At 66.9% G+C, this 13,063-nt stretch carries 20 protein-coding genes; 17 read left to right on the forward strand and 3 right to left on the reverse strand.

What is annotated here, in order from left to right; translation table 11 throughout:
• Nucleotides 1-51 precede the first annotated feature (51 nt).
• From Q8R75_RS09065 to Q8R75_RS09145, 17 genes are all read left to right on the forward strand, one after another.
• Nucleotides 52-1,629: an FAD-dependent oxidoreductase gene (locus tag Q8R75_RS09065; protein WP_305615536.1), complete on the forward strand. Its 1,578-nt coding sequence runs from the start codon at nt 52-54 to the stop codon at nt 1,627-1,629.
• A gap of 239 nt (nt 1,630-1,868) precedes the next feature.
• Complete coding sequence (nifB, locus tag Q8R75_RS09070) at nt 1,869-3,443, forward strand: nitrogenase cofactor biosynthesis protein NifB (protein WP_305615534.1); 1,575 nt, start codon at nt 1,869-1,871, stop codon at nt 3,441-3,443.
• Nucleotides 3,444-3,447: 4 nt separating this feature from the next.
• A complete protein-coding gene (locus tag Q8R75_RS09075) occupies nt 3,448-3,702 on the forward strand; it encodes a 4Fe-4S binding protein (RefSeq protein WP_336623619.1) in 255 nt (84 codons plus the stop codon).
• 10 nt (nt 3,703-3,712) lie between these two features.
• Complete coding sequence (locus Q8R75_RS09080; RefSeq protein WP_305615532.1) at nt 3,713-4,135, forward strand: iron-sulfur cluster assembly accessory protein; 423 nt, start codon at nt 3,713-3,715, stop codon at nt 4,133-4,135.
• 10 nt (nt 4,136-4,145) lie between these two features.
• Complete coding sequence (locus tag Q8R75_RS09085) at nt 4,146-4,724, forward strand: tetratricopeptide repeat protein (protein WP_305615530.1); 579 nt, start codon at nt 4,146-4,148, stop codon at nt 4,722-4,724.
• Entirely contained in the window at nt 4,721-5,518 is a 798-nt protein-coding gene (locus Q8R75_RS09090; protein WP_305615528.1) for a 4Fe4S-binding leucine-rich repeat protein, read from the forward strand. The genes Q8R75_RS09085 and Q8R75_RS09090 overlap by 4 nt, the downstream gene beginning before the upstream one ends.
• Nucleotides 5,511-5,864: a nitrogen fixation protein NifZ gene (locus Q8R75_RS09095; RefSeq protein ID WP_305615526.1), complete on the forward strand. Its 354-nt coding sequence runs from the start codon at nt 5,511-5,513 to the stop codon at nt 5,862-5,864. Before Q8R75_RS09090 ends, Q8R75_RS09095 begins: the two co-directional genes overlap by 8 nt.
• Nucleotide 5,865: 1 nt before the next feature.
• Entirely contained in the window at nt 5,866-6,126 is a 261-nt protein-coding gene (locus Q8R75_RS09100; protein ID WP_305615593.1) for a nitrogen fixation protein NifZ, read from the forward strand.
• Nucleotides 6,127-6,143: 17 nt separating this feature from the next.
• Entirely contained in the window at nt 6,144-6,512 is a 369-nt protein-coding gene (locus Q8R75_RS09105) for a hypothetical protein (RefSeq protein WP_305615524.1), read from the forward strand.
• Nucleotides 6,509-7,660: a cysteine desulfurase family protein gene (locus tag Q8R75_RS09110; RefSeq protein ID WP_305615522.1), complete on the forward strand. Its 1,152-nt coding sequence runs from the start codon at nt 6,509-6,511 to the stop codon at nt 7,658-7,660. The genes Q8R75_RS09105 and Q8R75_RS09110 overlap by 4 nt, the downstream gene beginning before the upstream one ends.
• A gap of 32 nt (nt 7,661-7,692) precedes the next feature.
• Nucleotides 7,693-7,908, forward strand: coding sequence for a putative nitrogen fixation protein NifT (nifT, locus tag Q8R75_RS09115; protein ID WP_305615520.1), 216 nt, complete (start codon nt 7,693-7,695; stop codon nt 7,906-7,908).
• 1 nt (nt 7,909) lies between these two features.
• The gene (locus Q8R75_RS09120; RefSeq protein WP_305615518.1) at nt 7,910-8,173 is read left to right on the forward strand and encodes a hypothetical protein; all 264 of its coding nucleotides are present in this window, start codon (nt 7,910-7,912) and stop codon (nt 8,171-8,173) included.
• A gap of 14 nt (nt 8,174-8,187) precedes the next feature.
• Nucleotides 8,188-9,336, forward strand: a complete 1,149-nt coding sequence (locus Q8R75_RS09125) for a DegT/DnrJ/EryC1/StrS family aminotransferase (protein ID WP_305615517.1) — start codon at nt 8,188-8,190, stop codon at nt 9,334-9,336.
• 27 nt (nt 9,337-9,363) lie between these two features.
• Nucleotides 9,364-10,206, forward strand: coding sequence for an SIR2 family protein (locus Q8R75_RS09130; protein WP_305615515.1), 843 nt, complete (start codon nt 9,364-9,366; stop codon nt 10,204-10,206).
• Nucleotides 10,207-10,241: 35 nt separating this feature from the next.
• Nucleotides 10,242-10,538 (forward strand): 2Fe-2S iron-sulfur cluster-binding protein, encoded by a 297-nt coding sequence (locus Q8R75_RS09135; protein WP_069038334.1) that lies wholly within the window; start codon nt 10,242-10,244, stop codon nt 10,536-10,538.
• A gap of 32 nt (nt 10,539-10,570) precedes the next feature.
• Nucleotides 10,571-10,804, forward strand: coding sequence for a hypothetical protein (locus Q8R75_RS09140; protein WP_305615512.1), 234 nt, complete (start codon nt 10,571-10,573; stop codon nt 10,802-10,804).
• A gap of 3 nt (nt 10,805-10,807) precedes the next feature.
• Nucleotides 10,808-11,179, forward strand: coding sequence for a hypothetical protein (locus tag Q8R75_RS09145; protein WP_305615510.1), 372 nt, complete (start codon nt 10,808-10,810; stop codon nt 11,177-11,179).
• 148 nt (nt 11,180-11,327) lie between these two features.
• Here Q8R75_RS09145 and Q8R75_RS09150 read toward each other — a convergent pair whose 3' ends face one another.
• The 3 genes from Q8R75_RS09150 to Q8R75_RS09160 form a co-directional block, all read right to left on the reverse strand.
• On the reverse strand, nt 11,328-11,759 hold the full coding sequence (locus Q8R75_RS09150; RefSeq protein ID WP_305615508.1) for an ArsC/Spx/MgsR family protein: 432 nt from the start codon (nt 11,757-11,759) through the stop codon (nt 11,328-11,330).
• Between the two features lie 62 nt (nt 11,760-11,821).
• Nucleotides 11,822-12,361, reverse strand: coding sequence for a hypothetical protein (locus Q8R75_RS09155; protein WP_305615591.1), 540 nt, complete (start codon nt 12,359-12,361; stop codon nt 11,822-11,824).
• 34 nt (nt 12,362-12,395) lie between these two features.
• On the reverse strand, nt 12,396-12,893 hold the full coding sequence (locus Q8R75_RS09160) for a group II truncated hemoglobin (RefSeq protein WP_336623620.1): 498 nt from the start codon (nt 12,891-12,893) through the stop codon (nt 12,396-12,398).
• Nucleotides 12,894-13,063: the final 170 nt, after the last annotated feature.

Genomic DNA, 13,063 nt, shown 5'->3' on the forward strand with positions numbered 1-13,063 from the left:
ACGATGCTTGCTGAACGCAATGCATCTGATTGCCACGCGGAGGACCGCACCATGCTGGATACCCTGATCGTCGGCGCCGGACTGTGCGGCCTGAGCATCGCCGGCCGGCTGCAATCGGCCGGACGCGACTTCCTGCTGATCGATGCGCGGCCCCGCGCCGGCGGGCGCATCGAAACCGTGCCGGGCACGGTCGGCAAGGCCGCGCTTGACCTCGGACCTGGCTGGTTCTGGCCGCAGACGCAGCCGCGCATGGTGAAGCTGCTCGCCGAACTTGGGCTCGACAGCCATGCGCAGCACGACAGCGGCGTCACCCTGCATCTGGCCAGTACGGATTCGAGTCCGGAAGCGCTGGCCCAGGATGGCGTGCACAACGGCGCGCACCGCGTCGCCGGTGGCATGGGTGCCATCGTCGCCGCGCTGGTGCAGGGGCTGGCGCCGGACCGCCTGCGCACCGGCTGCAGGCTGCTGCGACTGGTCGACCGCGGCGACTTCGTCGAAGCGCACTGCCGCAGTCCGCAGGAAGATTTCGTCATCGCTGTGCGCCATGTGGTGCTGGCGATGCCGCCGCGGCTGGTGGCCGAGCACATCGCCTTCGAACCGGCGCTCGACGCGCCGCTGATGCAGGCGCTGCAGGACACACCGACCTGGATGTCCGCCCAGGCCAAGGCGGCGATGCGCTATGGCGACGCTTTCTGGCGCGATGCCGGCCTGTCGGGCAACGCCTTCGTGTCGCATCCGCAGGCGGTGCTGGCGGAAATCTTCGACGCCTGCGATGCCGGCGGCGACGCCGCTGCACTCGGCGGTTTCGTCGCGCTGTCGCCGGCACAGCGCAAGACCTACGCTGCTTCGCTGGAACTGCTGGTGCGCAGCCAGCTGGCGCAGCTGTTCGGTCCGACTGCCGACGAGGGCGAACTGCACCTGCGCGACTGGGCGAGCGATCCGCTGACCTGCAGCGCGCGCGACGCGGCAGCGCCGAGCCAGCACCCGGAGGACGGCTGCGAAGCGCTGGCTGCCGATCGCTGGGACGGCCGATTGCTGCTGGGCGGCAGCGAAACCGCGGCGCGCGGCGCGGGTTATCTGGAAGGCGCACTCGACGCCGCGACGCGCATTGCCAACCGCCTGCTGGCGCGCGCGGCCACCTCGCACGCGCTGCTTTCACCGGCCAACGAAGGCAGCGTGCGCCACTTCACCGACTGGGTGGCCGACCAGCGCAGGCTGTGCGCCAATCTGTACCGGCAGCGCATCGCGCGCGCGCTGGCGGCGCAGAGCAGCGCGGACCTGACGCGCAACGTGCTGCTCGACGTGATCGACCAACTGTATGCCGACGCCCTGGCCGAACTCATCAGCCTGTCCTTCGACACCCGTGGCGTGGCCATCGAGCAAGGCCGCTCCGCGCTGACACCCGCCGTGCTGGCGCCCTTTTCCGGCCTCAGCGACGAATTGCTGGGCGAGGCGCTGAAGCACAACGGCACCTCCTGTGCGCTGTCGAACTTCCCGGACGAGGCCCAGCCGTCGGCCCGTTACCGGCATGACATCCGGCGCGATCTCGCACTGGCCTGGCGCGCCTTCGCGCAGTCGGTCAATGCGCTGCTGCTCGACAAGGCGGACAACCCCAAGGCGCTGCACTGAATCTGACAACCCAGGTTTTCAGGTTGATGTGCGTGTCGCACCCGCACCGCGCAAGTGTGGGTTTTGTCGCAAGCGTAAGGTTCCGGCCACGCCGGGTGAGGCAGGCCAAGTAATTGAATAAACAGGAAAACCGTCGGTGGCACGGAAATGGCTAAACACACTCTGCCAGCCCACACCGCCCAATTCGCCTGGATCGCCCTGATTGCCCATTGGCGCATCAGCAGAACAAGGAGTTCGTCATGCAAAGTGCAGCAGCGAGTTACGTCAGCCTGGATGCCCTGAAATCCAACCGCAATGCGCTGGCCGAACCGGTCGACGCGCCCGCCCACGCCGGCTGCGGTACCTCCGGCGGTGAAGGCAAGGCCAGTTGCGGCACGTCCGACGGTCCGGACGACATGCCGGCCGACGTGTGGAACAAGGTCAAGAACCACCCCTGTTATTCGGAAGAGGCGCACCACCACTACGCACGCATGCATGTGGCTGTGGCGCCAGCCTGCAACATCCAGTGCAACTACTGCAACCGCAAGTACGACTGTTCGAACGAATCGCGTCCGGGCGTGGTGTCGCAGAAGCTGACGCCGGAACAGGCGGTCAAGAAGGTGGTCGCGGTCGCCAGCGAAATCCCGCAGATGACGGTGCTCGGCATCGCCGGCCCCGGTGACTCGCTGGCCAGTCCGAAGAAGACCTTCGAAACCTTCCGCATGCTTCAGGAACAGGCGCCGGACATCAAGTTGTGCCTGTCCACCAACGGCCTTGCGCTGCCCGGTCTGGTCGATGAAATCTGCAAGTACAACATCGACCACGTGACCATCACGATCAATATGGTCGATCCGGAAGTGGGCGCCAAGATCTATCCGTGGATCTTCTGGGACCACCGCCGCGTCACCGGCGTCGAGGCGGCCACCATCCTGCACCAGCAGCAGATGCTCGGGCTGGAAATGCTGACCGCGCGCGGCGTGCTGACCAAGATCAATTCGGTGCTGATCCCCGGCATCAACGACGAGCACCTGATCGAGGTGAACCGCGAGGTGAAGAAGCGCGGCGCCTTCCTGCACAACATCATGCCGCTGATCTCCGAAGCCGAACACGGCACGGTGTTCGGCCTGACCGGCCAGCGCGGCCCGACGGCGCAGGAACTGAAGGCGGTGCAGGACGCCTGCATGGGCGGCGCCAACCTGATGCGCCACTGCCGGCAGTGCCGTGCCGACGCGGTCGGCCTGCTGGGTGAAGACCGCAGCGAGGAATTTACGCTCGACAAGATCGAAGAGATGGAAGTGGTGTACGACCTGGATCGTCGCCGTTCCTACCAGGACCGCGTCGAGGCGGAACGCCAGGCGCAGCACGCCGCCAAGGTCGAGGCACTGGCCGCGACGCAGGACGCCGGTGCGGCCGATGGCATCAAGGTGCTGGTCGCGGTGGCCACGACGGGTGGTGGGCGGGTGAATCAGCACTTCGGCCACGCCGACGAATTCCAGATCTTCGAAGTGTCGGCTGGCGAGGCGCTGTTCGTCGGTCACCGCCGGGTGGACCTGTTCTGCCAGGGCGGTTATGGCGAAGACGAAAAGCTGCCGTCCATCGTCACCGCGATCAACGACTGCCACGCCGTGCTGGTGTCGAAGATCGGCGCCTGCCCGCGCGACGAACTGAAGGCCGCCGGCATCGAACCGGTCGACAACTACGTCGATGAGTTCATCGAGAAAGCCGCGTTGTCGTGGTTCGCCGATTACACCGGCCGCGTCGCCCGCGGCGAAACGGTGCACCAGGCGCGCGGCGACGCATCGATCCGCCAGGGTGCCTTCACGGCTGCTGCATGACCCGATGACCCACGCGACCGCGGCGGCGTGCCGCGGTCACTTCCGAAGGGAGATCACCATGTCACTCAAGATCATTGCCGACCTCTGTACCGGCTGTTCGGCCTGCGAGCCGGAGTGTCCGAACGAAGCCATCAGCGAAAAAAAGAACCTCTTCATCATCGACCCCGATAAATGCACCGAATGCGAAGGCGACTACGACACACCGCAATGTGTGGCGGTATGTCCGGTCGACCATTGCATTCTTCCCCTGGCAGCGTGAGGAAAGACAAATGACAAACGTAACCCTGACACCCGCAGCAGCAAAGTTCATGTCGCGCCTCGTGCGCTTTTCCGGCGAGCCCGAAGGCGCCGGCTTCCGCCTTCAGGTCAGCGCGGGCGGCTGCTCCGGCTTCAACTCGGAATTCACCGTCGAGTCGCTGCCACAGGCGGGCGACACCGTGGTCGATGTCTCCGGCGTGCGCATGTTCCTGCCGGCTGAGTCGCGCCTGCTGCTCGAAGGCGTGACGATCGACTTTTCGGACACGCCGATCAAGAGCGGCCTCACCTTCATCAACCCGAACCAGGCGCCGTGCGCGTGCAGCAGCAGTTCGACCGGCACGCAGGCCACGCACAGCCACGCCAGCGGTCATGGCGACAGCCATGCGATGCCCGGCGTCGTGTCGGTCGGCATCGACGCGATCCGGCGCGGCTGAGGGTACGGCGATGTGGTCGGAGAAACGAGCGGATGACATCGGTGCGGATGACATCGCCGACTTCGATCTGGCGGTACTCGGCGGCGGCCTGCCCGCCGAAGCCGAGCGCCTGATCGGACGCGCCGGCCTCATCCGGGGCCAGGTCGATGAAGCGCTCGCGCTGCTCGACCAGGCGCACGCCCTGGCGCCGCAACATCCGGCCACGCTGATCGCGCTGTACCGCTTCCACTTCTACGGCAACCGGCTCGACGACGCGCGCGCCATTTCACTGCGCGCACTCGCCATGGCGTCCACCGCCCTCGGGCTGCCGTCCGACTGGCGGCAGGTGGGCGCGGACGCACGCTTTGGCGCACTTGAGGCGCTGCCGCGCTTCTATCTGTTTTCGCTCAAGGGTTTTGCCTATCTGAGCCTGCGTCTGGGCGATCTCGACACCGGTCGCGCCGCACTCGCCAGACTGACGGTACTCGATCCGGCGAACAAGGTCGGTCATCGTGTGCTTGACGACGTACTCGCCCGCATGGGACGCGACGACATCGGCTACGAAGACTGCCCCGACGTGGCCGCGACGGGCGGGGTGGTGGCGGGATGATCACCGGACCCACGGATCCGGTCGGCGTCGAGGAGGACATCCCGCCGGTCGACTGGAACGGTGTGCCGCTCGACTGTACGGTCTGCGGCACGCGCAGCGAACTGATCCGCTGCGAACGCGGCCACGCCTGCGTGCAGGACCGCTACGCCAAGCGCATCGACCGCTTCTTCCGCTGGAATCCGCAGGTCAGCAACGACTACCTGACACACCCCTATTTCGAAGTGCGCGCCATCGCCTGTCGGCAGGCCGACGTGTTCCGCCTGCCGCCGCTGATCGACGACGAAGACGAAACGGTGCGCCTGTCGGTGGCCGTGCGTCTGCCGCTGGCGCAGGCGGTGCGCCTGCGCAACGACCCGCACCGCGAAGTGCGCATCCGCGTGGCGATGCGCCTGGAAGGGCGCGAATTGCTGGCGATGGCCAACGACGACGACTACTACGTGCGCAAGCTGGTGGCGCGCCGGCTGCCCGAAGCACTGGCGCCGCGGATGCTCGACGACCGCGAGTGGGAAGTGCGCCTCGAAGCGGTCAAGCGGGTCGGCATGCCGGCGCTGCTGCGCATGTGCGACGACCGCGAGATCGCGGTGCGGCGCGAGGTGGTGGCGCGGCTGCCGGTGGCGCAGTTGTACCGCATGGCGCACGACCCGGCGTGGGAAGTGCGCTGGGAAGTGGCGCAGCGCGCCGGCCGCGAGCTTGCGCGCCTGATGGCGCATGGCGACGAGGAAGCAGAGGTGAGGGACGAAGCGCTCGCGCGCCTCGAGGTTCTGGACCAGCAGACGGGAGCACAGCATGAGTGACATCAGCCGCGACAGCGACACGGTCGAACTGACCGCCGACCCGGTATTCCAGTACGGCGAAAAGGTGGTCAGCCGCTTCACGATCCGCAACGACGGAACGTACTGCGGCAAGGACATCGGCGAGGTCCTGGCAAAGAAGGGCGACGTCGGATTCGTCACGTCGATCGGCACCTTCCTGCAGCAGTACTACATCTATGCGGTCGAGTTCCTGGGCACCGGCCATCGCGTCGGCATGCGGGGTCGGGAGCTGGTATCGCTCGACAACCTGCCGCCGCACGTGATCGAAATGCTCGGCGACCGCGTCACACAACTGGCTGCCATCAAGGCGGGAGACGAACGTGTTTGAAATGCGCGAAGCGAAATTCGAATGGGGCCAGCGCGTGACCGCGCTGACCGATCTGTTCAACGATGGCTCGCACCCCGAGGTGCCGCTGGACGCCCTGCTGGTGGCCGAAGGTTCGGCCGGGGAAATCGTCCAGATCGGGCATCACGAAGAAGCCAATCTGCCGGTCTACATGGTCGAGTTCGCCGACGGGCCGGCGGGCGCCGACGACAAGCCGCGACCCTGCGTGGTCGGCGTGCTGGAAGAGGAAATCGCGCCGGCCTGACCGCCGCGCGTCTTCCCATGAACCCGCGCCCCCGCCCGCCCGCCCGGCAGCCGCAGCACGCACCGCACGCCGTGGTCGCGGAGAGCGAACTGCTGCGCCGGCGCGTGCTGCGCGCACTGGAGCGGCGCGAGCGCTACCGCTACGTCCGGCCCGAGGTGCATGCATCGGCCGAAGGCTGGGTGGTCACCAGCCCGTGCTGTTCGCGCAATGTTGATCCGGACGGCGGTGTCATCGACATCGCGCTGCTGCAGCGCTCGGCGGGTGGCTGGACGCTGAGCCGGCGCGACCATGCCAGTGCGAGCTGGGTCAGGCACTCGAAGGGCGTCCGGCTGGACACCCTGCTCGACGTGCTGTGCGAAGACCCGCAACGGGTGTTCTGGCCATGATCTATCTCGACCACAACGCCACCACGCCGCCGCTGCCCGAAGTGATCGAAGCGGTGACCGACTGCCTGCGCAGCGGCTGGGGCAATCCGTCGTCCAAACATGGCTTCGGCCAGCAGGCGCGCAGTGCGCTGGCAGCGGCCCGCGCCGAAGTGGCCGCGCTGGCCGGCGCGCAGCCGGTCGAGGTGGTGTTCACCAGCGGCGCCACCGAAGCCAATCACCACGCGCTGAGCGGTGCGCTGGCCCGTGCCGGGGCTGCGCCGCGCGTGCTGCTGTCGGCGACCGAACACAGCGGCTTCCTGAAGGCGGCGCTGCGGCTGCGCGAAGTCGGCATCGAGGTCGAACTGCTGCCGGTGGACGCTCAGGGTCGGCTGCAGCGGGATGCGCTGGCGACAGCGCTGGCCGAGCCGGCCGCCTTGCTGTCGGTGATGGCCGCCAACAATGAAACCGGCGTGCTGCAGCCGGTGGCCGACATCGCTGCGCAGGCGCGCGCCGCCGGCGTGCCCTTCCATGTCGATGCCACACAGATGGCCGGCAAGCTGGCGCTCGACTTCGCCGGCTGGGGTGCCGATCTGATGTCGATGTCGGCACACAAGTTCGGCGGCCCGAAAGGTTGCGGCGCGCTGATCGTGCGCAAGGGACTGAGCTGGCCGCCGCTGCTGTCCGGCCAGCAGGAACGCGGCCGGCGCGGCGGCACCGAAAACATGCCGGGCATCGCCGGCTTCGCCGTGGCGGCACGCGCAGCCCGCGCGACGATGCAGCCGGACGCGCTGCGCCTGGGCGCGCTGCGCGACACGCTCGAAACCGTCCTGCGCGAAACGCTGCCCGGTCTGACCGTGTTCGGCGCCGCGGCACCGCGACTGCCGAACACGCTGATGCTGGCCATCGCCGGGCAGTCGGCCGACCGCGTACTCGACTGCCTGGAACGGCAGGGCATCTTCGCCTCGTCCGGCGCGGCCTGTTCGTCAGGCGGGAGTGAAGCTTCGCACGTGCTGCGCGCGATGGGCGTGCCGGCCGCCGACGCGCTGGGTGCGGTGCGCCTGTCGCTCGGCCGCGACAGCGATGCCGAACATATTGCCCGCGTCGTGCAGGCGCTGTCCTCGCTCGCACAGCAGCAGCCATTGGTCGCGCCCGCCGCGACCACCCACTGAACATCGATGAACCATCCTGAACGGAGCCGGCAATGAAAGTGATGATCCGCAAGAGCAACAAGGGAGAACTGTCGCTCTACGTGCCGAAGAAGGATCTCGAAGAGCCCATCGTGCAGATGGAGCGGCCGGAAATGTGGGGCGGCCAGATCACGCTGGCCAACGGCTGGACGCTGGACCTGCCGGAAATGGCGGCCGACACGCGGCTGCCGATCACGGTCGAGGCCCGGCTCACCGGGGGGCGCGACTGACATGGCACTCGACGCCGAACAACTGACGCAGGTGGCGCGCATCACGCTTGCCGCGGGCAGCCTGCGCGAGGCGGTCGACGGCGTGCGCCGGGTGATTCCCGGCCTGCGCGCCTCGACCGTCGATGCCTTCGACATGCGCGGCGAAACACCGGCGCTGCGCATCGGCGATCGCGACCTCTTCCTGATGCACACCGACGGCCACTGCTGGTCGGTGACCAGCGATCCGCTGGTCGCCGACGGCATCGTGCTGACGCAGAACCCCTGACGCCGGAGACGCCCATGGACAGCGACTGGATTCCACTTTCGATTGCCGATCTCGGCGCACGCGAAGCGCAACTGGTGGCGCAGGTCATGGACTCGGGCCGGCTGTCCGGCGGTCCGATGGTCGAGGCCTTCGAGTCCGTATTCGCCGACCTGCACGCCCGCAAGTACGCGGTGGCCGTGTCGAGCGGCATGATGGGTGCCTGGCTGGCACTGCGCGCGCTCGGCATCGGCCCCGGCGACGAGGTGATCGCCAGCGCCTACAGCTGGCACCACGTGGCCAATGCCATCGTGCATGCCGGCGCGACCCCGGTGCTGGCCGACATCGACTACTGGTCGGGTGCCGTCGCCCCGCAGGCCGTGGCCGACGTCATCACACCGCGCACGCGCGCCATCCTCGCCAACAACTGCAACGGTCATCCGGCGGCGTGGGCCGAACTGCGCGCACTGGCCGACCGGCACGGCGTCGCGCTGATCGAGGATTCGACCGAAGCCATCGGCTCACGCTACATGGGCCGGCTGGTCGGCACCTTCGGCGACATGTCCATCTTCGACTTTTCGCAGCCGCTGGCGCTGAACTGCGGCGAAGGCGGCATGGTGCTGACCGACGATGCGAAGCTCGCCAGCGAACTGCGCTACCTGCGCTCGCACGCGCTGGCCGACCGCAATTCGGTGTCGGTCGGCAGCCGCGTGCCGCTGGCGGCCAACATGAGCGACATCGCCGCGGCCATCGGCATCGCGCAGGCCGAACGCATCGACGAAATCCACGCCCGGCGCAAGCAGGTCGAGGTCTGGTACCACCAGCAGATGCAGACCTTCGAAGGCATCAAGCCGCCCTATCTGGCGCAGGACGTCGACGAGGTGCACTGGATGCTCTACGTCGTGCACCTGGGCAAGCGCTTCACGCTGAGCGCGCGCGCGCAACTGGTCGAGGACCTCGACACCGAAGCGATCGAGGTGGCCGCCTACTGCCGGCCGCTGCACCACCAGTTCCACTACCAGCAGTACGGCTACAAGCGCGGCCAGCTCAAGAACACCGACCGCATCGGCGACCGCTCGCTGGCGCTGCCCTTCCACGGCTTCATCGAAGAGGACGAAGTGCGCTTCGTGGTGAAGACGCTGAAGGACGCGGCGACCAATGTCGGCGCCGGCGCCGCCATCTACTGAACCCGACGCATCGCTCAAGGACCCATCATGACCCGCACTCTCACCGACCTGCCCGCCGAACTCGAACAGGGCCTGCGCGCAGGCCGCATCGTGCCCTACCTGGGCCAGCACGTGCTGTCGCTGGTGCCCGATTACGCCGTGCCTGGCTCGCCCGAAGCACTGGTTGCGCTGCTCACGGCAAAGGTGTCGGTGCCGCACAAGATCCGCGGCCGGCTCACCCAGGCAGCGCAGTTCATCGAAAACTTCAAGCACCGCAAGACGCTGGTCGACCAGATGAATACCGCATTCGCGGCAGCGCCGCACTACTCGGCCATGCACAGCTGGCTGGCTTCGCTCGGCGTACCGCTGATCGTCGACACCTGGTACGACGAAGCGATGGCGGCTGCGCTGCAGGCGGCTGGCGTCAAGTGGGGCGAGGTGCAGGGTCTGTCGCAATCGGAACACTTCGGCACCTGGACCGGCTGGTACGACAGCGACGGCAATCCGCTGCCCGACCGCACGCCGGACTGGCAGACCATCCTGTACAAGCCGATCGGCAGCAGCAACCCGGCCGGCAACTACCTGGTATCGGACTCCGACTATGTCGAGGTGCTGACCGAGATCGACATCCAGACACCGATCCCGGCCGAAATCCAGGCGCTGCGCACCGGCCGCCACTTCCTGTTCATCGGCTGCCGCTTCAACGACCAGCTCACGCGCACCTTCGCGCGCCAGATCATGAAGCGTTCGAGCGACACGCACTGGGCGCTGCTGTCCGAGGAGCCGACGCGCATGGAAGCGAAATTCCTGGCTGAACAGAACATCACCCGCATCGACATGTCGCTGGCTGAATTTGCGGCCCGCATGGCACCGCTCAGCGAAGCGGCCTGACTTTCCACCCCCTCGCAGAAAAGGAGAAACACACCATGGCCACCCTCACCATCATGCCGTCCGGACGCACCAGTGAAGTCGCCGCCGGCACCACGCTGCTGGCCGCCATCCTGGCCGCCGGCGAAAAGCTGGTCAGCAAGTGTGAAGGCGAAGCGAAATGCGGCGAATGCCACGTCGCCATCAATGAAGGACGCAAGAGCCTGTCGAAGATCCAGCGGGCCGAGAACGCGAAGCTCGATGAAATCGTCGGCGTCAGTTCCAAGTCACGTCTGGCCTGTCAGGCCCAGATGGGCGAAGAGAACGTGACGGTGGAAATCCTCAGCTTCGTCTGAACCTCTCAAGAACCGATTACAGGAAGAACACCATGAGCTATGACCTCATCAAGGCCGAACGCGGCCTGTGCCTTGGCAACCGCACCGGCCTGAACGGCAAGTGCAACGGCCAGACCTTTCGCTGCGAATGCGGCCATGTCGGCTGCCGCCAGACCTACGACGATGCCTGTACCGGTCAGGCCTTTTCGGCTGCCTGGCGCTGCGTGAATTGCGGCGCCGTCGGCAAGGTCGAAGCGCTGAACTTCGAGAACCGCATCGGCGCCTGAGCCTTGGCCGATACCCTGTTCGGTGCGGCATCGCTGGCCATCCTCGAAGAGGCCTGCGGCGACGTGCTCATCCTCGGCGAAGGCCTGTCACGCGACGACTTCGAACGTTCGCGCCTGACCCGCACTGCACTGTGCGAGCGCTTGAAGGTCATCGCCGACTGCCTGCACGGGCTGCCCGCCGAGGCGCGCAGCCGGATGCCCGAACTGGGCTGGGATGGCTGGGACGTCGCGCGCCGGGTGCTGGATGGCGCGCCCGATCACGACGGCACGCGGTGGTTCGCCGCCAGCTCCCTCGCCCCGGCCACGCTGATGTGGCTGCGGGTGTACCGCGAAGAGCAGCCCGCTCTGTTCGCGTTCACCGCGGGTGCCGATTGACGGCACGGCGGGCGCAGGCCGTGTGTCGGGCATCGCGGCGCTCACCCCGACCTACGGGATGCGCGATCGGTAATTTGTAGGTTGGGGTGAGCGCAGCGATGCCCAACAGCGGCGGTCGAACAGCGTCGCTCCGCTCGCACCGTCCCGATCACGGTGCTGCACACCCGCCTTCGCGCATGCCGGCCGCACAGCCTTCGGACTGCGCGCGGGAGCGCTGCGCCGCGAGACTGGCGAGGCCGATCCAGGCATCGACAACGGCCGGGTCGAACCCTACCCGGCGTTCATCACCGACCTGCAGCAGCGGACGGCGGATCAGCAGCGGTTCAGCCAGCAACAGCGCGAGCGCGGTATCGCGATCGACTTCCTCCGGCACGATCTCGCCTGACTTCACGCACGGGGCGGCGCGGTTGAACCAGTCGGCGACAGGCAGCGGCGAGATCCATGCGAGCAGGGTATCGGCCGCCCACGGCTCCGCCAGCAGGCTGCGCACGTCGAGCGTGTGGCCGGCGTCGAGCAGCCACTGCTTCTGCTTCGCATTGCCGCCGCAGCCGGGCTTTTCGTAGAAGACGATATGACTCATGAGCCGAATGCCCCGCGCTGCGCCTGCGCCCGGCCTTGCCGCCGGACGCAGGCGCAGGCACGTCAGACCGGACGGTTCTCGTACAGGTTGCGGATCGGGCCCATCAGCTTCAGACCTTCCTCGAACGTGATTTCCGGGAACTTGCCGGTGAACTTGAGCGCGGCATCGGCCACGGCATCCACCTTGCCGGCGGTGTCGAACTTCTTCAGTTCGGTCTTTTCCAGATAGAGCAGTTCCAGAAGCTCGTTGTACACCGTCGCCTCGTCGATCGGCAGGATGTAGAAGGTCGCGCCGCCGTACTGCACCTGGTACTTCTTCGACAGGTCGATGTTGTCGCAGAACAGGAAGTACTTGCCGGTCGGCGACAGCGCCTCGCCCATCACGTCGGCCAGCAGCTTCAGGTATTCGAACGACAGCAGGAAACCGGTCAGGAAGGGAATCTGCTGCTCGCCTTCGTGCGCGGCGGCGATCACCTGGTCCATGCTGATTTCGGGCGGACGCGCCTCGTCGGCAAACTGCTGGGCGAACTTCAGCGCGATGTCGCCGCGGAAGCCGACCCGATCCGCCTTGTGGGTCGGCCCCTTGAAGACGGCGTTGAGCATCCGCTTCTCGTTTTCCAGCGTGGCAAATGCGGAGCTAGCTATGGTGATGCTCATGATGGTTCCCCTGATCATTGCGGATGAAATCCGCGGTCTTGAAAAAAGCCTGCTCAAGCTGCTGCCGCAACGCGGCGTCGGTCACTACTTCCTGCAGCGCCTGTCGCATGCAGTCCATCCATGCATCCCGTTCGGCGGCGCCGATCGGAAATGCCAGGTGTTTGCGGCGCAGCCGCGGATGGCCACGCTCGGTCGAATAGCGCTGCGGGCCACCGGTCCACTCGACCAGATAGTTCACCAGTATCTGGCGCACCGACGACAGGTCGTGCGGATGCATCGCGCGAATGCCGGCGGCCGCTGGCTGCGTGTTCATGTGGTGATAGAAGCGCTCGACCAGACGTTCGATCGCTGCTTCGCCACCGATGCGCTCGAAGTGCGGATTGCCGCCGGCAGAAACTGAACTGACGGAGGGGGCGACAGGCTTGTCTGCAGGCGGGCGGGTTTCCATGGCATCGGGTACGCGTGTTGATGCAGGCATACAGCAAGCCCCGTACCCGCTCGCTGTCCGGGATGACCAACGCCCGCCTGCAGGCCGTTTGCGCCATTCGCGACAGACCGTGCGCCGACCCGGCCATTCCGCACAGCGCTGCGATGAATGTCGCGTTTGTCACATCCGTTCGTTCATTCGCCAGACCACCGATCAACGCC

It is taken from the genome of Methyloversatilis sp. (genome assembly GCF_030696805.1).
In the GTDB taxonomy this organism is placed as follows: Bacteria; Pseudomonadota; Gammaproteobacteria; order Burkholderiales; family Rhodocyclaceae; genus Methyloversatilis.